The sequence below is a fragment of the Streptomyces venezuelae genome (assembly GCF_008642355.1).
Classification (GTDB): domain Bacteria; phylum Actinomycetota; class Actinomycetes; order Streptomycetales; family Streptomycetaceae; genus Streptomyces; species Streptomyces venezuelae_B.
Genome location: NZ_CP029193.1, coordinates 7,332,210 through 7,356,661 on the forward strand (window position 1 = coordinate 7,332,210; position 24,452 = coordinate 7,356,661).

At 71.6% G+C, this 24,452-nt stretch carries 2 protein-coding genes; both read left to right on the top strand.

Going from position 1 to position 24,452, the window contains the following annotated elements:
* The first annotated feature begins 82 nt into the window (after positions 1 to 82).
* On the top strand, positions 83 to 12,106 hold the full coding sequence (locus DEJ47_RS33400; protein ID WP_411757269.1) for an SDR family NAD(P)-dependent oxidoreductase: 12,024 nt from the start codon (positions 83 to 85) through the stop codon (positions 12,104 to 12,106).
* 49 nt (positions 12,107 to 12,155) lie between these two features.
* Entirely contained in the window at positions 12,156 to 24,389 is a 12,234-nt protein-coding gene (locus tag DEJ47_RS33405; RefSeq protein ID WP_150174736.1) for a type I polyketide synthase, read from the top strand.
* The last annotated feature ends 63 nt before the right edge of the window (positions 24,390 to 24,452 follow it).

Consider the following 24,452-nt stretch of genomic DNA (forward strand, 5'->3'; position numbering starts at 1 on the left):
GATGGAGAAGTGACGTTCGATGTCGAGTGCCGAAGAGTCGAGTGCCGGAACGCCGAGCACCGAGGCGAAGCTCCGTCAGTACCTGAAGAGGGTCACCGTGGACCTCGGCCAGGCCCGCCAGCGCCTGCGCGAGGTCGAGGGGCGCGCCCAGGAGCCCATCGCCATCGTCTCCATGGCGTGCCGCTTCCCCGGCGACACGCGTACACCCGAAGCCCTGTGGGACCTCGTCGCGGCGGGCGGCGACGCCGTCGGCGACTTCCCGGCCAACCGCGGCTGGGACCTGGAGAACCTCTACCACCCGGACCCCGAGCACCCCGGGACCAGCTACGTGCGCCGCGGCGGCTTCCTCCACGACGCCCCCGGCTTCGACGCGTCGTTCTTCGGGATCTCCCCGCGCGAGGCCCTGGCGATGGACCCGCAGCAACGGGTGCTCATGGAGACGGCCTGGCAGCTCCTTGAGCGGGCCGGCATCGACCCGGCGTCCCTGAAGCTGACGCCCACCGGCGTCTACATCGGCGCGGGCGTCCTCGGCTTCGGCGGCGCGCAGCCCGACAAGGCGGTGGAGGGCCACCTCCTGACCGGCAACGCGCTGAGCGTCCTCTCGGGCCGCATCTCCTTCACGCTGGGTCTCGAAGGCCCGTCGGTCAGCGTCGACACGGCGTGCTCGTCCTCGCTGGTGTCGATGCACCTGGCCGCCCAGGCACTGCGGCAGGGCGAGTGCGACCTGGCCATGGCGGGCGGCGTGACCATCATGTCGACGCCGGGCGCGTTCACGGAGTTCTCCCGCCAGGGCGCGCTGTCCCCCGACGGGCGCTCCAAGGCCTTCGCGGCGTCCGCCGACGGCACCGGCTTCTCCGAGGGCGCGGGCCTGCTCCTCCTGGAGCGCCTCTCCGACGCCCGCCGCAACGGTCACAAGGTCCTCGCGGTCATCCGCGGTTCGGCCGTCAACCAGGACGGCGCGAGCAACGGCCTGACCGCCCCCAACGGCCCCTCCCAGGAGCGCGTCATCCGCGCCGCCCTCGCCAACGCGGGCCTGGGCGCCGCCGAAGTCGACGCGGTCGAGGCCCACGGCACCGGTACGAGGCTCGGCGACCCCATCGAGGCGGGCGCCCTGCACGCCACCTACGGCCGCGAACGCGACGACGACCACCCGCTGTGGCTCGGCTCGGTCAAGTCGAACATCGGGCACCCGCAGGGCGCCGCGGGCGTCGCGGGTGTCATCAAGATGGTCATGGCCCTGCAGCGCGAACTGCTGCCCGCCACGCTGTACGTCGACGAGCCGACCCCGCACGTCGACTGGTCCTCCGGCACGGTCAGGCTCCTCACCGAACCGGTCGAGTGGAAGCGCGGCGAACACCCGCGCCGCGCGGGCGTGTCCGCCTTCGGCATGTCGGGGACGAACGCGCACGTGATCCTGGAGGAGGCGCCCGAGGAGCCGGCGCCCGAGGCCGCGACCCGGGAGCCGTCCGGGACAACGGCCGTCGTCCCGTGGGTCGTCTCCGGCCGCGGCGAGGACGCGCTGCGCGCGCAGGCCGCGCTGCTCGCCGAGCACGTCGGCGACCACGGGGCATCGTCGTCGCCCATTGAGACGGGATGGTCGCTCGCCACGACCCGCTCGGTGTTCGAGAACCGGGCCGTCGTCATCGGCACGGACCGGGCCGCACTCCTCGACGGACTGCGCACGCTGGCCGACGGCGAGGCCTCGCCGGACGTCGTGTCGGGAGCGGCCGGTGCCACGGGCCCCGGGCCGGTCATGGTGTTCCCCGGGCAGGGCGGCCAGTGGGTGGGCATGGGCGCCCGGCTCCTGGAGGAGTCCCCGGTGTTCGCGGCCCGCATCACCGAGTGCGAGCAGGCCCTGTCCGCGTACGTCGACTGGTCCCTGACCGACGTGCTGCGCGGGGACGGAGCCGAACTGTCCCGCATCGACGTCGTCCAGCCCGTGCTGTGGGCCGTCATGGTCGCCCTCGCCGCCGTCTGGGCCGACCAGGGCATCGAACCCGCCGCGGTCGTCGGCCACTCGCAGGGCGAGATCGCCGCCGCGTGCGTCGTCGGCGCCATCTCCCTGGACGAGGCGGCGCGCATCGTGTCCGTCCGCAGTGTCCTGCTGCGCACGCTGTCCGGGCGCGGCGGCATGGCGTCCCTCGGCATGAGCCGGGAGCAGGCCGCCGAGCTGATCGACGGGCACCCGGGTGTGGTGGTCGCGGCCGTCAACGGCCCGTCGTCGACGGTCATCTCGGGCCCGCCGGAGGGCATCGAGGCCGTCGTCGCAGACGCCCAGGAGCGCGGGCTGCGCGCCCGCGCCGTCGCCTCCGACGTGGCGGGTCACGGCCCGCAACTGGACGCGATCCTGGACGAGCTCACCGTCAGGCTCGACGGCATCCGCCCCGCCGCGACCGACGTCGCGTTCTACTCGACCGTCACCGCGGAACACCTCACCGACACCACTGTCCTCGACACCGCGTACTGGGTGCGCAACGTCCGCCGTACCGTGCGCTTCGCCGACACCATCGACGCGCTGCTCGCCGACGGCTACCGCCTGTTCATCGAGGCCAGCCCGCACCCCGTCCTCAACCTCGCCCTGGAGAGCATCGTCGAACGGGCGGACGTGTCCGCCTCCGTGATCCCCACCCTGCGCCGCGACCACGGCGACACCGCCCAGCTCGCGCGCGCCGCCGCCCAGGCGTTCGCGGCGGGCGCGGACGTCGACTGGCGCCGCTGGTTCCCGGCCGACCCCGCCCCCCGTACCGTCGACCTTCCCACCTACGCCTTCCAGCGCCAGGACTTCTGGCTCGCCCCCACCACCGCCCGCTCCGGCGACCCGGCCGGTCTGGGTCTCGCCGCGTCCGGGCACCCGCTCCTCGGCGCCTCCGTGGGCCTCGCGAGCGGTGACGTACACCTGCTGAGCGGCCGGGTGTCGCGGCAGTCGGCCGCGTGGCTGGACGACCACGTCGTGGCGGGCCACGCCCTGGTGCCGGGCGCCGCGCAGGTGGAGTGGGTGCTGCGCGCCGCCGACGAGGTGGGGTGCCCCGCCCTGGAGGAACTGACGCTCCAGACCCCGGTGGTCCTGCCCGACACCGGAGGCCTGCAGATCCAGGTCGTCGTGGACGCGGCCGACACGCACGGCCGACGCGACGTACGGTTGTTCTCCCGCCCCGACGACGCCGACACCGACGACGCCTTCGCATCGGAACGTCCGTGGACCTGCCACGCGACGGGCGTCCTGGGCCCCGAGTCGGTCTACGGCCCAACGGAACCCGAACCCCTGGACGGAGCCTGGCCCCCGCCCGGCGCCGAGTCCGTGGACCCCGCCGACCTCTACGCGCAGGCCGACCGCACCGGCTACGGCTACGGACCCGCTTTCCGCGGCGTACGCGCGCTGTGGCGACACGGCAGCGACGTCCTCGCCGAGGTGGCGCTGCCCGAGGAAGCCGGCGACCCGGACGGCTTCGGCATCCACCCGGCGCTCCTCGACGCGGTCCTGCAGCCCGCGGCCCTCCTGCTGCCGCCCACCGACGCCGCACAGGTGTGGCTGCCGTTCGCCTGGAACGACGTGGCCCTGCACGCCGTGCGGGCCACCACGGTCCGGGTACGTCTCACCCTGCTCGGCGAACGCGTCGACCAAGGCCTCCGGATCGATGTCGCCGACGCCGTGGGCGCACCGGTGCTCACCGTCCGCGACCTGCGCTCGCGCCCGACCGACACGGACCGCCTGGCCGCGGCGGGGACCCGGGAACGGCACGGGCTGTTCGACTTGAAGTGGCTCGCGCCGGAACACGCGGGTGACCTCCGGGCAGGCGGCTCTCCTGAGGGCGGCTGGGTGACCCTGGGGGAGGACGTCCCCGACCTCGCCACTCTCCTGGAGACCATCGAGTCCGGCGCCCCCACGCCGCAGCTGGTCGCCGCCCCCGTCGAGCCCGCCTCGGCCGACGACGGCCTCGCCACCGCCACCCGCGTACTCGACCTCGTACAGACCTGGCTCGCCGGGCCCCTGCACGACAGCCGCCTGGTGCTGGTGACACGGGGAGCGGTGGCATTCGACGGCGAGGGCGACGGCAGCGGGAAGGGGGATGTGGACGTCGCCGCCGCGGCCGTGTGGGGCCTTGTCCGCAGCGCCCAGTCGGAGCACCCCGACCGGTTCACGCTGATCGACCTGGGGCCCGAGGACACACTCGCGGACGCCATGGACGCGGCGCGGCTGGACGAACCCCAACTCGCCCTGCGCGACGGAGAGATACGGGTCCCGAGGCTGACCCGAGCCACACAGGAACGGGCGGGCGAGCAGGCGGACGGCGGCGCGCGGATCGACCCCGAGGGCACGGTCCTCATCACGGGCGGCTCCGGCGTGCTCGGCCGCCTGGTCGCCGAACACCTCGTCCGCGAGTGGGGCGTACGCCACGTGCTGCTCGCGAGCCGACGCGGCGACCGGACACCGGGCAGCGACGAACTACGTTCCCACCTGGTCGAGTTGGGTGCTACCGCTGTCGATATCGCCACGGCCGACGTCGGTGACGCGGAAGCGGTGGCGGCGCTCATCGCCTCGGTCGACCCGGCGCACCCGCTGACCGGTGTGATCCACGCGGCCGGTGTCCTGGACGACGCCGTGGTCACCGCGCAGACCCCCGAGAGCCTCGCCCGGGTGTGGGCGGCGAAGGCGACGGCGGCACGCCTGCTCCACGAGGCGACACGGGAGATCCCCCTCGGCCTCTTCATGGTCTTCTCCTCGGCGGCCGCCTCGCTCGGCAGCCCCGGCCAGGCCAACTACGCGGCTGCCAACGCCTACTGCGACGCCCTCGTGCAACACCGCCGCGCCCAGGGACTCGCGGGCCTGTCCATCGCCTGGGGCCTGTGGCAGGCGACCAGCGGCATGACCGGGCAGCTGAGCGACACCGACCTGGCGCGCATGAAGCGCACCGGCTTCGCCGCGCTCACCGACGAAGGCGGACTGGCCCTGCTCGACGCGGCCCGCGCCCACGACCACGCGTACGTGGTCGCCGCCGACCTCGACCCGCGTGCCGTGACCGACGGCCTCTCCCCGCTCCTGCGCACGCTCACCGCCCCCACCACCCGGCGGCGGGTGGCCTCCGAGGGCCTCGCCGACGGAGCGCTGGCCGCGCGCCTCGCGGGCCTCGACGAGGAAGGACGCCTGGCGCTTCTCACCGACGTCGTACGCGAGTACGTCGCCGCCGTCCTCGGCCACGGGTCCGCGTCCCGTGTGAGCGTCGACGTCGCGTTCAAGGACCTGGGGTTCGACTCGCTGACCGCGGTGGAGCTCCGCAACCGGCTCTCGGCCGCCTGCGACGTACGGCTGCCCGCCACCCTCATCTTCGACCACCCCACGCCCCAGGCCCTCGCCACCCACCTGGTCCACCGCCTCGCAGGCACATCGGCGCCCGCACCGACGCCCGTCGTCCCGCGCCGCCGCCCCACGACGACCGGCTCCCCGGACGCGGCCACGGACGACCCGGTGGCGATCGTCGCCATGACCTGCCGGTTCCCCGGCGGCGTCAGTTCCGCCGACGACCTGTGGGACCTGCTCGACGCCCGCACGGACGCGATGGGCGGATTCCCCACGGACCGCGGTTGGGACCTCGGCCGTCTCTTCCACCCGGACCCCGAACACCCCGGCACCACCTATGCCGACCAGGGCGGATTCCTGCCCGACGCGGGTGACTTCGACGCGGCGTTCTTCGGGATCAATCCGCGGGAGGCGTTGGCGATGGATCCGCAGCAGCGTCTGCTGTTGGAGGCGTCGTGGGAGGTGTTCGAGCGTGCGGGGATCGACCCGACGACGCTCAAGGGCAGCCTCACCGGCACGTACGTCGGCCTGATGAACCACGACTACGGCAAGTCGTTCCCCGAGGCCGACGCCCAACTGGAGGGCTACGCCTACCTCGCGAGCACCGGAAGCATGGTGTCCGGCCGCGTCGCCTACACCTTCGGCCTGGAAGGTCCGGCGGTGACGGTCGACACGGCGTGTTCGTCGTCGCTGGTCTCGATCCACTTGGCGGCTCAGGCGCTGCGTCAGGGCGAGTGCGACTTGGCTCTGGCGGGCGGCGTCACCGTCATGGCCGACCCGGACATGTTCGCGGGCTTCGCCCGCCAACGGGGCCTGTCACCCGACGGCCGCTGCAAGCCGTACGCCGCCGCGGCCGACGGCGTCGGGTTCTCCGAGGGTGTAGGTGTGCTGTTGTTGGAGCGGTTGTCGGATGCGCGTCGCCGTGGTCGTCGGGTGCTTGGGGTGGTGCGGGGTTCGGCGGTGAATCAGGACGGTGCGAGCAATGGTTTGACGGCGCCGAATGGTCCGTCGCAGGAGCGGGTGATTCGGCAGGCGTTGGCGAGTGGTGGTCTTTCGGTTGGGGACGTCGATGTGGTGGAGGGGCATGGGACGGGGACGACGTTGGGTGATCCGATTGAGGCGCAGGCTTTGTTGGCGACGTATGGGCAGGGGCGTTCGGTGGATCGGCCGGTGTGGTTGGGGTCGGTGAAGTCGAATATTGGTCATACGCAGGCGGCTGCGGGTGTTGCGGGTGTCATCAAGATGGTGATGGCGATGCGGCGTGGTGTGGTGCCGGCGAGTTTGCATGTGGATGTGCCGACGCCGCATGTGGATTGGGAGTCGGGTGGGGTGCGGTTGGCGGTGGAGGCGGTGCCGTGGCCGGGGGTGAGGGATGGGGGTGTGCGTCGTGCGGGGGTGTCGTCGTTTGGTGCGTCGGGGACGAATGCGCATGTGATTGTGGAGTATGTTCCCGAGCCGGTCGCTGTGGCTGCTGTTGAGCCGGGGGATGGGGCGGTTGGTGGTGGTGTGCTGGTGCCGTGGGTGGTGTCGGCGCGGAGTGCGCAGGCGCTGCGCGACCAGGCACGCCGACTGAGCACGTTCGCCCAGGACCCGTCACGCGCGCCGCTTGTTGAGGTGGGCTGGTCGCTGCTTCGTACGCGTGCGCTGCATGAGCGCCGAGCCGTGGTGCTGGGCGCGGACCGAACCGAAATCGTGGCCGGGCTCGATGCGGTGGCGGCCGGAGAACCGCATCCGGCACTGATCGGCCCGTCCTCACCGCAGCTGCCGGCGGGTGATGACGTGGTCTGGTTGTTCAGTGGTCAGGGCAGTCAGGTGGTGGGGATGGGGGCCGGGTTGTATGAGCGGTTCCCTGTGTTTGCTGCCGCCTTTGATGAGGTGTGTGGACTCCTTGATGTGGAGTTGGGTGGTTCGGTTCGGGAGGTTGTGTTCGGGGGGCCGCGGGAGCGGCTTGATCACACGATGTGGGCGCAGGCCGGGTTGTTCGCGTTGCAGGTGGGGTTGGCCCGGTTGTGGGAGTCGGTGGGGGTGCGGCCGGATGTGGTGGTCGGGCATTCCGTCGGGGAGATCGCGGCGGCGTATGTCGCGGGGGTGTTCGGGCTGGCGGATGCGTGCAAGGTGGTGGGTGCGCGGGCGCGGTTGATGGGTGGGTTGCCCGAGGGTGGTGCGATGTGCGCGGTGCAGGCCGCACCCGAGGAGCTGGCAGCGGACCTCGAAGGTTCGGGTGTGAGCATAGCGGCGGTCAACACGACCGATTCCACCGTCATTTCAGGCCCGGCTGATGAGGTCGAGAAGGTCACCGGACTCTGGCGGGGGAGGGGTCGTAAGACCAAGGCGCTCGCCGTCAGTCACGCGTTCCATTCCGTCTTGATGGAGCCGATGCTCGCCGACTTCACCGAAGCGATACGTGACGTGACGTTCGCGGCGCCCAGGGTCCCGCTGATGAGCAACGTCACCGGTCGGGAAGCCGGGGCGGAGATCACCGCTCCGGAGTACTGGGCCGAACACGTACGCCAGGCCGTCCTCTTCCAGCCCGCCGTCGCCGAAGTCGCTGCTCGTGCACGTGCGTTCGTAGAGCTGGGCCCTGCTCCCGTGCTGTCCACCGCCGCGCAGCGCACGCTCGATGACGTCGCCGACCCGCGAGAGGGCGAGCCCGTGGTCACGGCGTCCCTGCACTCGGGCAGGCCGGACGACGTCGCGTTCGCGCAGGCCATGGCGCGCCTGCATGCGGTAGGCGTCGATGTGGACTGGTCGGTGTTGTTCCCGGCCGATCCGGTGCCGTGCATGGTTGAGCTGCCTACGTATGCGTTTCAGCGGGAGCGGTTCTGGTTGGCGGGGCGTGTGGGGGGTGGGGATGCGGCGGGGCTGGGTCTGGTGGCTGCGGGGCATCCGTTGTTGGGTGCGGCGGTGGAGTTCGCCGATCGGGGTGGCTGCCTCCTGACCGGGCGTTTGTCGCGTTCGGGGGTCTCGTGGCTTGTTGATCATGAGGTTGGCGGGGCGGTGTTGGTGCCGGGTGCGGCGTTGGTGGAGTGGGCGTTGCGGGCCGGTGATGAGGTCGGTTGTGCGGTTGTGGATGAGTTGATGTTGCAGGTGCCTGTGGTGGTGCCCGAGGGGTCCGGGTTGCGGGTGCAGGTGGTGGTGGGCGAGGCGGGGAAGGACGGGCGTCGCGGCATTGACGTCTACAGCCGTCCCGATGCCGGTGCCGACACCTCCACCGGCGTGGGTGGTGATGACTCGTGGGTCTGCCACGCCACCGGCGTACTCGCCCCCGAGAACGCCCTGGCCGTGGACGAGACGATGTCGGGAGCCTGGCCTCCGGTCGACGCCGAGCCGTTGTCCGTCGAGGGCTTCTACGCGACGGCGGCGGAGGACGGGTACGGGTACGGCCCGGCGTTCCAGGGGCTGCGAGCCGCCTGGCGGCACGGCGAGGATCTGCTGGCCGAGGTCGCCCTGCCCGAGGCCGCAGGCACGCACGACGGCTACGGCATCCACCCCGCCCTCCTCGACGCCACCCTTCACCCTCTCCTCGTTACGCGCCTCCAGGAGAGTTCCGGTGACGATCAGCTCCACGTGCCGTTCGCCTGGACCGGGGTGTCTCTGCGGGCCGTCGGTGCCACGACTGTGCGGGTGCGCCTGCGCCCGGTCGGAGAGAGCGCCGGGCGCGGAGTGAGCGTGACGGTCACCGATGCGACCGGTGGTCTCGTCCTTAGTGCTGACGCCCTGCAGACGCGTCCGGTACAGCGGGGGCAGCTGGTCGCCGCTCAACAGCGCGATGTGCGCGGCCTGTTCGCGGTGGAGTGGACCCCGCTTCCCGCACCGCAGGCAGCGGCAGAGGTGTCCGGTGCCGGGGGCTGGGTTGCCCTTGCGGGCGGCGACGCTGGTGGTGGGCTGGCTGATGTGGTGTCGGCGGTGGGTGATGTGGTGCCGTGGGCGGTGTTGGCGCCTGTTGATGCCTCCGGGGGTGACCCGTTGCGGGTTGCGGAGGGTGTGCTGTCGCTGGTGCAGGAGTTCCTGGCCGCGCCGGAGCTGGGTGAGTCCCGTCTTCTTGTGGTGACGCGCTCCGCTGTCGCCACGGATGACGGCGTCGATGTGGATGTGTCCGCGGCTGCGGTGTGGGGGCTGGTGCGCAGTGCGCAGTCGGAGAACCCGGGCCGCTTCGTCCTGCTCGACATTGATGGAGACCTGCGGACGGATGACGGTGAGGGTGCGCTGCCGCAGGCTCGCATACGCCGAGCCGTGGAGGGCCTCGACGAATCCCAACTCGCCCTCCGGGACGGGAAGCTCCACATCCCCCGTCTCACTCAGGCACGCCACTCCGCCGACATCGTCGCTCCGCCCCACGAGGCGGCCTGGCGTCTGCGGATGGTCGACGGTGGTTCGCTGGACGACCTTGCCGCGGTTGCTTGCCCGGAGGTGCTCGAACCCCTGGCGACCGGGCAGGTCCGACTTTCCGTGCACGCGGCCGGCATCAACTTCCGTGACGTGCTCGTGGCGTTGGGCATGGTCCCCGCGTACGGAGCCATGGGCGGTGAAGGTGCCGGTGTCGTGACGCAGGTCGGCCCCGGCGTGACGCACCTGTCGGTCGGTGACCGGGTGATGGGTGTGTTCGAGGGCGCGTACGGACCCGTGGCGATCGCCGACGCGCGGATGGTCGCGCCGGTGCCGCGTGGCTGGGACATGCGGGAGGCGGCCGCGATGCCCGCGGCCTTCCTCACCGCCTGGTACGGGCTGGTCGAGTTGGCCGGGTTGAGGGCGGGCGAGCGGGTGTTGATCCATGCCGCCACGGGTGGTGTGGGGATGGCGGCGGTGCAGATCGCCCGCCATCTCGGGGCGGAGGTGTTCGCCACGGCGAGCCCGGCGAAGCATGGCGTGCTGGAGGAGATGGGCGTCGACGCCGCGCACCGTGCGTCCTCGCGGGACCTCGCCTTCGAGGACGCGTTCCGGCGGGCCACCGACGGGCGAGGTGTGGATGTCGTGCTGAACAGCCTCACCGGAGAGTTCATCGATGCCTCTCTGCGGTTGCTGGGTGAGGGCGGTGGCCGGTTCCTGGAGATGGGCAAGACGGACCTGCGGGAGCCGGTGGAGGTGGGCACGGAGCACCCGGGCGTCACGTACACCGTCTACGACCTGGTGGGCGATGCCGGGCCCGAACGCATCGGCCGGATGCTGGACCAGCTCGGCGCGTTGTTCGCCTCAGACCGGCTTAAGGCCCTCCCGGTACGTTCCTGGCCGCTGGGCAAGGCGCAGGAGGCGTTCCGGTTCATGAGTCAGGCGAAGCACACGGGCAAGCTGGTGCTGGAGGTCCCGCCTGCCCTCGACCCCGAGGGCACGGTGCTGATCACCGGTGGCACCGGCGCGCTCGGGCGGGTCGTGGCGGAGCACCTGGTGCGGGAGTGGGGGGTACGGCACCTGCTGCTCGCCAGTCGGCGCGGTCCCGATGCCGCAGGCAGCGGTGAACTGGTCAGGTGGCTGGCGGAACTGGGTGCCTCGGTCGATGTCGTCGCGGCGGATGTGAGTGATCCGGCGTCGGTGGCGGAGTTGGTGGGCAAGACGGATCCCTCGCATCCGCTGACCGGTGTCGTGCATGCGGCGGGTGTGCTGGAGGACGCGGTGGTGACCGCGCAGACCCGGGAAGGGTTGGCGAAGGTGTGGGCGGCGAAGGCGACTGCCGCGGTGAACCTGGACGCGGCGACGCGGGACATGCGTCTGGGTCTGTTCGTGGTGTTCTCGTCCGCCGCTGCGACGCTGGGCAGTCCGGGGCAGGCCAACTACGCGGCGGCGAACGCGTACTGCGACGCGCTGATGCGGCACCGCAGGGCCCGGGGTCTGGCGGGACTCTCGGTCGGATGGGGCCTTTGGGATTCCTCGGACGACAGGCAGAGCAACGAGGAACCCGACGGCACATCGGGCGACGCGACAAGCGGAACGACACACGGCAGGCCGGACGGAACGACAGGCGGAACATCAGACGGCAGGCCTGACGGAACGACAGGCGGAACGTCAGGTGACAGGCCGGGCGGAATGACGGGCGGGCTCACCGGCACCGACATCGCCCGCATGAGCCGCATCGGCGTCAAGGCCATGACCAAAGCCCACGGCCTCGCCCTCCTGGACGCCGCACACCGCCACGGCCACCCCCACCTGGTGGCCTTCAACCTCGACCTGCGCACCCTCGCCACACACCCCGTGGACACCCGGCCGGCCCTGCTGCGTGGTCTCGCCGCACCCACGACCCGCGGCGCGGCGACCAGGTCGGCCGCAGCAGCGGGCGGGCAGCCCGCGGACCTGGCGGGTCGGCTCGCCGCCCTGCCCCCGTCCGACCGCCACCACACACTGGTGCGGCTCATCAGGGAGCAGGCCGCCACCGTCCTCGGGCACCACCCCGACAGCCTCACCCCGGGCAGCACCTTCAAGGAACTCGGTTTCGACTCCCTCACCGCGGTCGAACTGCGCAACAGGCTGTCCGCCGCGACCGGCCTCCGGCTGCCCTCCGGGCTCGTCTTCGACCATCCGGACGCCGACAACCTCGCCGAACACCTCGGCGCGCAACTCGCCCCCGACGGCGACACGCCCGCCGCCGGGCAGGAGGCCACCGAACCACTCCTGCGCGACCTCGCGAAACTCGAACACGCCCTGTCCTCCGCCCACGTCGAACACCTCGACGCCGACGCGGTCACGTCCCGCCTCGAGTCGCTGCTGTCGAAGTGGAAGTCGGCCAGTGCGGCGCCCGGCACGGGCAGCACGAAGGAGCAGCTCAAGGTTGCCACGACCGACCAGGTCCTCGACTTCATCGACAAAGAACTGGGTGTGTGAAACGACCGTGCACGGCGCGACAACCACGCTGAAGGCTGGGTGAACTCTCATGGCGAGTGAAGAGGAACTGGTCGACTACCTCAAGCGGGTCGCCGCCGAACTGCACGACACCCGGCAGCGCCTGCGCGAGGTGGAGGACCGCAGGCAGGAACCGGTGGCCGTCGTCGGCATGGCCTGCCGTTTCCCCGGCGGCATCGAGACCCCCGAAGGCCTGTGGGACCTCGTCGCCGCCGGTGACGACGCCATCGAGCCCTTCCCCACCGACCGCGGCTGGGACCTGGAGGGCATCTACCACCCCGACCCCGACCACCCGGGCACCTGCTATGTCCGCGAAGGCGGTTTCCTCACCGCCGCCGACCGCTTCGACTCCGACTTCTTCGGCTTCAGCCCCCGCGAGGCACTGGCCAGCAGCCCGCAGCTGCGGCTGCTCCTCGAAACGTCCTGGGAGGCGCTCGAACGGGCGGGCATCGACCCGGCCACCCTCAAGGGCAGCCCCACGGGCGTCTACGTCGGTGCCGCCACCACCGGCAACCAGACCCAGGGCGACGCGGGCGGCAAGGCGACGGAGGGGTACGCGGGCACCGCGCCCAGCGTCCTCTCGGGCCGCGTCTCCTTCACGCTCGGCCTGGAGGGCCCGGCGGTGACCGTCGAGACCGCATGCTCCTCCTCGCTGGTCGCGATGCACTTGGCCGCCAACGCGCTGCGCCAGGGCGAATGCGACCTGGCCCTGGCGGGCGGCGTCACCATCATGTCCACGCCGGAGGTGTTCACCGGTTTCTCCCGCCAGCGCGGCCTGGCACCCAACGGCCGCTGCAAGCCGTTCGCTGCCTCGGCCGACGGTACGGGCTGGGGCGAGGGCGCGGGCCTGATCCTCCTGGAACGCCTCTCCGACGCCCGCCGCAACGGCCACGACATCCTCGCCGTCATCCGCGGCTCCGCCATCAACCAGGACGGCGCCAGCAACGGCTTCACCGCCCCCAACGGCCCCTCGCAGCGGCGCGTCATCCGCCAGGCACTGGCCGGAGCCAACCTGTCCACGTCGGAGATCGACGTCGTCGAGGCGCACGGCACCGGTACGAAACTGGGCGACCCCATCGAGGCCGAGGCGCTCATCGCCACGTACGGCAAGGAGCGCGAGGACGACCGCCCGTTGTGGCTCGGCTCGGTCAAGTCCAACATCGGGCACACGCAGGCCGCGGCCGGCGTGGCGGGTGTCATCAAGATGGTGATGGCCCTGCGGCGCGAGCTGCTGCCCGCGACGCTGAACGTCGACGAGCCGACCCCGCACGTCCAGTGGGAGGGCGGAGGAGTACGTCTCCTCACCGAGCCGGTCCCGTGGGCCCGCGGCGACCGCCCGCGCCGCGCGGGCGTCTCCTCCTTCGGCATCTCGGGCACGAACGCGCACGTGATTCTTGAGGAAGCACCTGAAGCGTCAGCACTTCCGGTCGAGGAGGCGTCGCCGGGTGCGGTGGTGCCGTGGGTCCTCTCCGGGCGGTCCGAGGAAGCGCTGCGGGAACAGGCGCACAGGTTGCACGAGTTCGCGGCCGGGGACGGCGCGGAGGCGCTGCCGGGCGAGGTCGGCTGGTCCCTGGCCACTACGCGGTCGGTGTTCGAGCACCGGGCCGTGGTGGTGGGCCGGGACCGGGACGAGCTGGTGACCGGGGTGGCGACGCTGGCCGCGGGGGAGGCGTCTCCGGATGTCGTGTCGGGGGTGGCGTCCGGTGATGTGGGTCCTGGACCGGTGTTGGTGTTTCCGGGGCAGGGGTCGCAGTGGGTCGGGATGGGGGCGCAGCTCCTGGAGGAGTCACCCGTGTTCGCGGCCCGGATCGGTGAGTGTGAGCGGGCGCTGTCGGAGTATGTGGACTGGTCGTTGACGGAGGTGTTGCGCGGGGACGGCGGTGAGCTGTCGCGGGTGGAGGTCGTGCAGCCGGTGTTGTGGGCGGTGATGGTGTCGCTCGCGGCGGTGTGGGCGGATCAGGGGATCGTCCCGGCTGCGGTGATCGGGCATTCGCAGGGTGAGATGGCTGCCGCGTGTGTCGCGGGTGCGCTGTCGCTGGAGGATGCGGCGCGGATCGTTGCGGTACGCAGCGACGCACTGCGGCAGTTGCAGGGGCATGGTGACATGGCGTCCGTCGGCACCAGTGCAGAGCGGGTCGTCGAGCTGATCGGGGACCGGCCCGGCGTCAGCGTCGCAGCCGTCAACGGCCCCTCATCCACGGTCATTTCTGGTTCACCTGAGCATGTGGCGGCTGTCGTCGCCGAGGCGGAAGAGTGTGGTCTTCGCGCCCGGGTGATCGATGTCGGCTACGCCTCCCACAACCCCCAGATCGACGCACTGCACGATCTGCTCTCCGAGCGCCTGGCCGACATCCGGCCCGTCTCGACTGACGTGGCGTTCTACTCGACCGTCACCGCCGAGCGGCTGGCAGACACCACCGCCCTGGATACCGCCTACTGGATCACCAACCTCCGCCAGCCCGTCCGCTTCGCCGAAACAGTCGAAGCGCTCCTTGCCGACGGCTACCGCCTGTTCATCGAGGCCAGCGCCCACCCCGTCCTTGCCCTCGGCATGGAGGAGACCATCGAGCGGGCCGATGTGCCCGCCACCGTCGTCCCGACCCTGCGCCGTGATCACGGCGACACCGCCCAGCTCACCCGCGCCGCCGCCCAGGCCTTCGCCGCGGGCGCCTACATCGACTGGCGGCGCTGGTTCCCGGCCGACCCGGCCCCTCGTACCGTCGACCTCCCCACCTATGCCTTCCAGCGTCGACGCTACTGGCTGCCGGTGGACGGCGTCGGCGACGTGCGCTCCGCGGGGCTGCGGCGGCTGGAACACACGCTGCTGCCCGCCGCGCTGGGGCTGGCCGACGGTGCGCTGGTGCTGACGGGACGGCTCTCGGCGTCCGGCGGCGGCGACTGGCTGGCCGACCACGCGGTGGCGGGCACGACGCTCGTCCCGGGCGCCGCGCTGGTCGAGTGGGCGTTGCAGGCCGCCGACGAGGCGGGCTGCACCACGCTGGAGGAGCTGACGCTCCAGGCGCCCCTGGTGCTGCCGGGCAACGGAGGCCTTCAGGTTCAGGTGGTCGTGGGCGCGGCCGACGAGCAGGGCGGCCGACGTGAGGTGCGCGTCTTCTCGCGCGCCGAAGCCGAGTCGGCGACCGAGCCCGGGACCGAGCCCGGGACCGAACCCGGGACGGAGCCCGGCGGCGGGCAGGGGCGGGACGAGGACTGGCTGTGTCACGCGACCGGCGTGCTGAGCCCCGACGCCGGTGACGTACCGGAGGGACTGAGCGGACAGTGGCCGCCGACGGATGCCGAGCCGGTGCAGATCGGCGATCTATACGAGCGGGCCGCGTCGGCAGGGTACGAGTACGGGCCTTCGTTCCGAGGCCTGCGTGCCGTATGGCGGCAAGGGCGGGACCTGCTCGCCGAGGTGCGGTTGCCGGAAGAGGCGGGGTCCGGGGACGGCTTCGGCATCCACCCCGTACTGCTCGACGCCGCACTGCACCCGGCGCTGCTCCTTGCCGACGACACCTCCGGCGAACACGAGAACGGGAACCCCAACCTCCCGTTCGCGTGGAACGGGGTGTCCCTCTGGGCCACGGGCGCCGCCACGGTACGGGTCCGACTGACGCCGTACGAGGACGGGGGCGAGGATGAGGGCGAAGGCGGTGGCGGTGGCGGTGGCGGTGGCGCGCTGCGCGTGACCGTCGCCGACGCCATGGGCGCGCCCGTGCTCAGCGTGGACTCCCTGGCTCTGCGCCCCGCCGACCCGGAACTGCTGCGCTCGGCGGGCCGGACGGGCGGCGTCACCCCCAACCTGTTCACCGTGGAGTGGACCGCGCTGCCGTCGGCAGCAGCCGTGGGGGCCAACAGCAACGCCTGGGCGGTGCTCGGTCGGCAGACGCCTGCTTGGGCGGATCCGGACACCCCCCACTACCTCGACCTGCCCGCACTGCTGGCCTTCCTCGACGAGGGGGCACAGGCTCCCGCGACGGTCTTGGTCGAGACCGCCACCCCCTCCTCCGGGACGGTCGACGCCCGAGGGCGGGCAGCCGCCGAACACATCCTGGGCCTGCTCCGGGACTGGCTCGCCGAACCGCGTCTCACCGAGACCCGCCTCGTGCTGGTCACTCATGGCGCGGTGCCGGTGGCGACGGCCGCCCCCGATGACGACCGCAATCCCGGCTGCATCGACGTCCCCGCCTCCGCGCTATGGGGCCTCATACGTGCCGCGCAGGCCGAACACCCCGACCGCTTCGTCCTGTTGGACATCGTGGACGCGGTGGACGCGGACGCATCAGCGGCCGCCGTCGCCGCGGCCCTCGCGACCGACGAGCCTCAGTTGGCCGTCCGCCGCGGAGTGGCCCTGGCCCCCCGCCTGGCCCGCGCCACCGCCCAAACCGGAACCACCGCCAACGCAAACTCCAACACTGAAACCAACACCAACACCGACACCGAAACCGACGCCAAAACCGACACCGAAGCCGAAAGCACCCTCACCCCCAACGGCACCGTCCTCATAGCCGGCGGCACCGGCATGATGGGCGCCCTCGTCGCCGAGCACCTGGTCAGCACCTGGGCCGTACGACACCTCCTGCTCGTCAGCCGCCAAGGCCCCGACGCCCCGGGCGCCCGCGAACTCACCGACCGCCTCACGGGTCTGGGCGCCGCCGTCCGCATCGTCGCGGCCGACCTGACGGACGCACGGGCCACCGCCGACCTGGTCGCGTCGGTCGACCCCGCGCACCCGCTGACCGGTGTGATCCACGCGGCCGGTGTCCTGGACGACGCCGTGGTCACCGCGCAGACCGACGAGCAGCTGGCGAGGGTATGGGCGGCCAAGGCCTCCGTCGCCGCCAACCTCGACGCGGCGACGACGGATCTCCCGCTCGGCCTGTTCCTCATGTTCTCCTCCGCGGCCGGTGTCCTCGGCAACGCGGGCCAGGCCGGCTACGCCGCTGCCAACGCCTTCGTCGACGCCCTGGTCGCCCGCCGCCGCGCCACAGGACTGCCGGGCCTGTCGATCGCCTGGGGCCTGTGGGCACGCGGCAGCGCCATGACCCGGCACCTGGACGACGCCGACCTCGCGCGGCTGCGCGCCGGCGGCGTCAAACCACTCCTCGACGAGCAGGGCCTCGCCCTCCTCGACGCGGCACGCGCGGCCGCGACGCACACCTCGCTCCTCGTCGCGGCGGGTATCGACGTACGCGAACTGTCCGCGGACGACGTACCGGCGATCCTGCGCAACCTCGCGGGCCGGACCCGCCGAAGGGCGGCGGCCGACACCGCCGTGGAGCAGGGCGCGCTGGAACGACGGCTCGCGGGCTTGGACCAGACCGAGCGCAGGGCTGCCGTCACGGACGTCGTACGCGAGTGCGTGGCGGCAGTGCTGGGTCACCGGTCCGCCTCCGACGTACGCACCGAGGCCAACTTCAAGGACCTCGGCTTCGACTCGCTCACGGCCGTCCAGCTCCGCAACCGCCTCTCCGCGGCCAGCGGCCTCCGCCTGCCCGCCACTCTGGCCTTCGACCACCCCACCCCCCAGGCCCTCGCGGCCCACCTCTGCACCCGCCTCGGCGGAGCGACCGCGGCCCCCGCCACGCCTTCGTCCGCCGCCCCGCCTGTCCCCACGACGGACGACCCGGTGGCCATTGTCGCCATGGCCTGCAAGTACCCGGGCGGAGTGACAACGCCCGAAGGGCTCTGGGACCTGGTCGAGGCGGGTGTCGACACGGTCGGCGCATTCCCGACCACACGCGGCTGGGACCTGGAACGCCTCTTCCACCCCGACCCGGACCACCCCGGCACCAGCTACGCGGACGAAGGCGCCTTCCTGCCCGACGCGGGTGACTTCGACGCGGCGTTCTTCGGGATCAATCCGCGGGAGGCGTTGGCGATGGATCCGCAGCAGCGTCTGCTGTTGGAGGCGTCGTGGGAGGTGTTCGAGCGTGCGGGGATCGACCCGACGACGCTCAAGGGCAGCCTCACCGGCACGTACGTCGGTGTCATGTACCACGACTACGCTGCCGGCCTCGCCCAGGACGCCCAGTTGGAGGGCTACTCCATGCTCGCCGGTTCCGGCAGCGTGGTCTCCGGCCGGGTCTCCTACACCCTGGGCCTGGAAGGTCCGGCGGTGACGGTCGACACGGCGTGTTCGTCGTCGCTGGTCTCGATCCACTTGGCGGCTCAGGCGCTGCGTCAGGGCGAGTGCGACTTGGCTCTCGCGGGCGGTGTCACCGTCATGGCGACCCCCGAGGTCTTCACCGGCTTCTCGCGCCAGCGCGGCCTGGCCCCCGACGGCCGCTGCAAGCCGTTCGCGGCGGCTGCGGACGGCACAGGCTGGGGCGAGGGTGTAGGTGTGCTGTTGTTGGAGCGGTTGTCGGATGCGCGTCGCCGTGGTCGTCGGGTGCTTGGGGTGGTGCGGGGTTCGGCGGTGAATCAGGACGGTGCGAGCAATGGTTTGACGGCGCCGAATGGTCCGTCGCAGGAGCGGGTGATTCGGCAGGCGTTGGCGAGTGGTGGTCTTTCGGTTGGGGACGTCGATGTGGTGGAGGGGCATGGGACGGGGACGACGTTGGGTGATCCGATTGAGGCGCAGGCTTTGTTGGCGACGTATGGGCAGGGGCGTTCGGTGGATCGGCCGGTGTGGTTGGGGTCGGTGAAGTCGAATATTGGTCATACGCAGGCGGCTGCGGGTGTTGCGGGTGTCATCAAGATGGTGATGGCGATGCGGCGTGGTGTGGTGCCGGCGAGTTTGCATGTGGATGTGCCGACGCCGCATGTGGATTGGGAGTCGGGTGGGGTGCGGTTGGCGGTGGAGGCGGTGCCGTGGCCGGGGGTGAGGGATGGGGGTGTGCGTCGTGCGGGGGTGTCGTCGTTTGGTGCGTCGGGGACGAATGCGCATGTGATTGTGGAGTATGTTCCCGAGCCGGTCGCTGAGGTTGCTGTTGAGCCGGAGGGTGGGGCGGTTGGTGATGGTGTGCTGGTGCCGTGGGTGGTGTCGGCGCGGAGTGCGCGGGCGCTGCGCGACCAAGCACGCCGACTGAGCGAGGCGGTGACGCGCGACTCGGCCGTGGCGATACGTGACGTGGGCTGGTCCCTGCTGCGTTCGCGCTCGCTCTTCGATCACCGTGCGGTGGTGATCGGTTCCGACCGCTCCGAACTGGTTGCGGGAATCGAGGCGTTGGCCACTGACGAGGCACATCCGGCGTTGACCCAGTCCGGTGAGAGCGCAGCCGCCCAGCGCGGAGACATGGTCTGGTTGTTCAGTGGTCAGGGCAGTCAGGTGGTGGGGATGGGGGCCGGGTTGTATGAGCGGTTCCCTGTGTTTGCCGAAGCCTTTGATGAGGTGTGCGGGCTGCTTGACGCGGAGTTGGGTGGTTCGGTTCGGGGGGTTGTGTTCGGGGGGCCGCGGGAGCGGCTTGATCACACGATGTGGGCGCAGGCCGGGTTGTTCGCGTTGCAGGTGGGGTTGGCCCGGTTGTGGGAGTCGGTGGGGGTGCGGCCGGATGTGGTGGTCGGGCATTCCGTCGGGGAGATCGCGGCGGCGTATGTCGCGGGGGTGTTCGGGCTTGCGGATGCGTGCAAGGTGGTGGGTGCGCGGGCGCGGTTGATGGGTGGGTTGCCCGAGGGTGGTGCGATGTGCGCGGTGCAGGCCGCACCCGAGGAGCTGGCAGCGGATCTGGAGGGTTCCGCGGTGAGTATCGCAGCGGTCAACACTCCCGATTCCACGGTCATTTCAGGCCCGGCTGATGAGGTCGAGAAGGTCACCGGACTCTGGCGGGGGAGGGGCCGTAAGACCAAGGCGCTCGCCGTCAGTCACGCGTTCCATTCCGTCTTGATGGAGCCGATGCTCGCGGACTTCACCGAAGCGATACGTGACGTGAAGTTCGCGGCGCCCAGGGTCCCGCTGATGAGCAACGTCACCGGTCGGGAAGCCGGGGCGGAGATCACCGCTCCGGAGTACTGGGCCGAACACGTACGCCAGGCCGTTCTCTTCCAGCCCGCCATCACCGAAGTCGCCCACCGAGCAGACGCGTTCGTCGAGCTGGGGCCCGCCCCGGTCCTGAGCACTGCCGCCCAGCACACCCTGGACGACCTCGCCGATCCGCAATCCCCCGAGGCCGTACTTGTCTCCTCGCTCGCCGGTGAGCGTTCCGATGAACGGGCGTTCCTGGCCGCCATGGCCCGTCTCCATACAGCCGGTGTGGATGTGGACTGGTCGGTGTTGTTCCCGGCCGATCCGGTGCCGTGCATGGTTGAGCTGCCTACGTATGCGTTTCAGCGGGAGCGTTTCTGGTTGGCGGGGCGTGTGGGGGGTGGGGATGCGGCGGGGCTGGGTCTGGTGGCTGCGGGGCATCCGTTGTTGGGTGCGGCGGTGGAGTTCGCCGATCGGGGTGGCTGCCTCCTGACCGGGCGTTTGTCGCGTTCGGGGGTCTCGTGGCTTGTTGATCATGAGGTTGGCGGGGCGGTGTTGGTGCCGGGTGCGGCGTTGGTGGAGTGGGCGTTGCGGGCCGGTGATGAGGTCGGTTGTGCGGTTGTGGATGAGTTGATGTTGCAGGTGCCTGTGGTGGTGCCCGAGGGGTCCGGGTTGCGGGTGCAGGTGGTGGTGGGTGAGGCGGGGGAGGACGGGCGTCGCGGCATTCATGTCTACAGCCGTCCCGATGCCGGTGCCGAGACCTCCGCAGGCGTGGGTGGTGACGACTCGTGGGTCTGCCACGCCACCGGCGTACTCGCCCCCGAAGCCGAGGCCCGAACGGTCGAAGCGCCGACCGGAGCATGGCCCGGAGCGGGTGCTGTGCCCGTGGATCTGGAGGGCTTCTACGAGCGCGTGGCCGACGCGGGCTACGCGTACGGCCCGGCATTCCAGGGGCTGCGGGCCGCCTGGCGGGACGGTCAGGACGTGCTGGCCGAGGTCGCCCTGCCCGAGGCCGCAGGCACGCACGACGGCTACGGCATCCACCCCGCCCTCCTCGACGCCACCCTTCACCCCGCCCTGCTGCTCGACTGGTCCGACGGGGGACCCGAGGACGACGGCAAGGTCTGGCTGCCGTTCACCTGGAACCAGGTTTCCTTGTGGGCTGCGGGGGCCGGCACCGTACGTGTGCGGCTGTCGCCCGGAGCGCATGACGAGACCGAGCGGGAAGTGCGAGTTCTGGTCACTGACACCACCGGGGCGAACGTCCTGAGTGTGGCATCCGTGACGATGCGGCCCGCCGACCTCGAGCAACTGCAGTCCGCGCCGACGCAGGACGACGGTCTGTTCGCGGTGGAGTGGACCCCGCTTCCCGCTCCGCAGGGGGCAGAGGTGTCCGGTGCCGGGGGCTGGGTTGCCCTTGCGGGCGGCGGCGGTGGTGGCGGGCTGGCTGATGTGGTGTCGGCGGTGGGTGATGTGGTGCCGTGGGCGGTGTTGGCGCCCGTTGATGCCTCCGGGGCTGACCCGTTGCGGGTTGCGGAGGGTGTGCTGTCGCTGGTGCAGGAGTTCCTGGCCGCGCCGGAGCTGGGCGAGTCCCGTCTTCTTGTGGTGACGCGCTCCGCTGTCGCCACGGATGGCGACGGTGATGTGGATGTGTCCGCGGCTGCGGTGTGGGGGCTGGTGCGCAGTGCGCAGTCGGAGAACCCGGGCCGCTTCGTCCTGCTCGACATTGATGGAGACCTGCGGACGGATGACGGTGAGGGTGCGCTGCCGCAGGCCCGCATACGCCACGCCGTGGAAGACCTCGACGAACCCCAACTCGCCCTACGCGACCACACATTGCTGCTCCCGCGGCTCGTCCGCGCAAGCGGTGGCGCCAGGATCGCCATGCCCCATGACCGCGCCTGGCGCCTGGACAAGGGGAGCGCCGAGACGCTGGAGAGTGTGGCGCCGGTCGCGTACCCCGAGGTGCTGGAGCCTTTGGGGCCGGGGCAGGTACGGCTCGGCATCCACGCCGCGGGCATCAACTTCCGCGACGTCCTGGTCAGCCTCGGCATGGTGCCGGGGCAGATCGGCCTGGGCGGCGAAGGTGCGGGTGTCGTGACGGAGGTCGGCCCCGGCGTGACGCACCGGTCGGTGGGCGACCGCGTCATGGGAGTGCTCCACGGGTCCTTCGGCCCGACGGCCGTCGCGGACACGCGGATGGTCGCGCCGGTGCCGCGGGGCTGGGACATGCGGGAGGCGGCCGGTATGCCGGTCGCGTACCTGACGGCTTGGTATGGGCTGGTCGAGTTGGCCGGGTTGAGGGCGGGCGAGCGGGTGTTGATCCATGCCGCGACGGGTGGTGTGGGGATGGCGGCGGTGCAGATCGCGCGGCATCTCGGGGCGGAGGTGTTCGCCACGGCGAGCCCGGCGAAGCATGGCGTGCTGGAGGAGATGGGCGTCGACGCCGCGCACCGTGCGTCCTCGCGGGATCTCGTCTTCGAGGATGTGTTCCGGCGGGCCACGGATGGGCGAGGTGTGGATGTCGTGCTGAACAGCCTCACCGGAGAGTTCATCGATGCCTCTCTGCGGTTGCTGGGTGAGGGTGGTGGCCGGTTCCTGGAGATGGGCAAGACCGACGTACGCGCTGCCGGGGAGGTGGGCGCGGAGCACCCGGGCGTCACGTACACCGTCTACGACCTCGTCACCGACGCCGGGCCGGACCTGATCGAGGCGATGATGCGGGACCTCGGCGAGCGGTTCGCGTCAGGGTCCCTGGCTCCCCTTCCCGTACGTTCCTGGCCGCTGGACCGGGCACGCGAGGCGTTCCGGTTCATGAGCCAGGCCAAGCACACGGGCAAGCTCGTGCTCGACGTACCCGCCCCGCTCGACCCCGACGGTACGGTGCTGATCACCGGTGGCACCGGCGCGCTCGGGCAGGTCGTGGCGGAGCACCTGGTGCGGGAGTGGGGCGTACGACATGTGTTGTTGGCGAGCCGACGGGGCCCCGACGCGCCGGGGGCGCACGAACTGGTGGCGCACATCGCTGAGTTGGGCGCCGAAGTGACCCTTGTCGCGGCGGATGTGAGTGATCCGGCGTCGGTGGCGGAGTTGGTGGGCAAGACGGATCCCTCGCATCCGCTGACCGGTGTCGTGCATGCGGCGGGTGTGCTGGAGGACGCGGTGGTGACCGCGCAGACCCGGGAAGGGTTGGCGAAGGTGTGGGCGGCGAAGGCGGCTGCCGCGGTGAACCTGGACGCGGCGACGCGGGACATGCGTCTGGGTCTGTTCGTGGTGTTCTCGTCCGCCGCTGCGACGCTGGGCAGTCCGGGGCAGGCCAACTACGCGGCGGCGAACGCGTACTGCGACGCGCTGATGCGGCACCGCAGGGTCCGGGGTCTGGCGGGACTCTCGGTCGGATGGGGCCTTTGGGATTCCTCGGACGACAGGCAGAGCAACGAGGAATCCGACGGCACATCGGGCGACGCGACAAGCGGAACGACACACGGCAGGCCGGACGGAACGACAGGCGGAACATCAGACGGCAGGCCAGGCGGTATGGCGGGCGGAACGTCAGACGGCAGGCCGGGCGGAATGACGGGCGGGCTCACCGGCACCGACATCGCCCGCATGAGCCGCATCGGCGTCAAGGCCATGACCAAAGCCCACGGCCTCGCCCTCCTGGACGCCGCACACCGCCACGGCCACCCCCACCTCGTGGCCGCCGACCTCAACCCCCGGGTCCTCTCCGGTAAACCGGCCGCCGCCCTCCCCCCGCTCCTCCGCGCCTTCGCCGGTGGCCGGGGATCCGCGCGGCCGACCGCCGCCACGGCGGCCCGGCAGAGCACCGACTGGGCGGGCAAGCTGTCCGCGCTCACCGCCGAGGAACAGCACCGCACCCTGCTCGACCTGGTGCGGACGCACGCGGCGGCCGTCCTCGGGCACGCCGGTACCGACGCGGTCCGCGCCGACGCCCCCTTCCAGGACCTCGGCTTCGACTCCCTCACCGCGGTCGAACTGCGCAACAGGCTGTCCGCCGCCACCGGCCTGCGCCTGCCCGCCACGTTCATCTTCCGGCACCCCACGCCGTCGGCCATCGCCGAAGAACTGCGCACGCAGCTGTGCCCCGTGGGGGCCGACCCGTCCGCCCCGCTCTTCGGCGAGCTGGACAAGCTGGAGACGGTGATCGCGGGGCACACGCACGACGAGGACACGCGCGGGCGCCTCGTGGCGCGCCTGCAGAGCCTGCTGTGGCGCCTGGACGACACCGCGAGCGGGGCGGGTGACACCGACGGGGACGCGGCCGACAGCGAGGACCGTGACCTCGAATCCGCGTCGGACGACGAGCTCTTCGAGCTGATCGACCGAGAACTGCCCTCTTGAACCTGGACCAGGAGTTGACCAGGAGGGCCGGGAGTGGACCTGACCAGGAGCGGAGAAGACATG

Coding starts and splice junctions, on each gene's coding strand:
- DEJ47_RS33405 (WP_150174736.1), top strand. CDS start 12,156: ATGGCGAGTGAAGAGGAACTGGTCGACTACCTCAAGCGGGTCGCCGCC.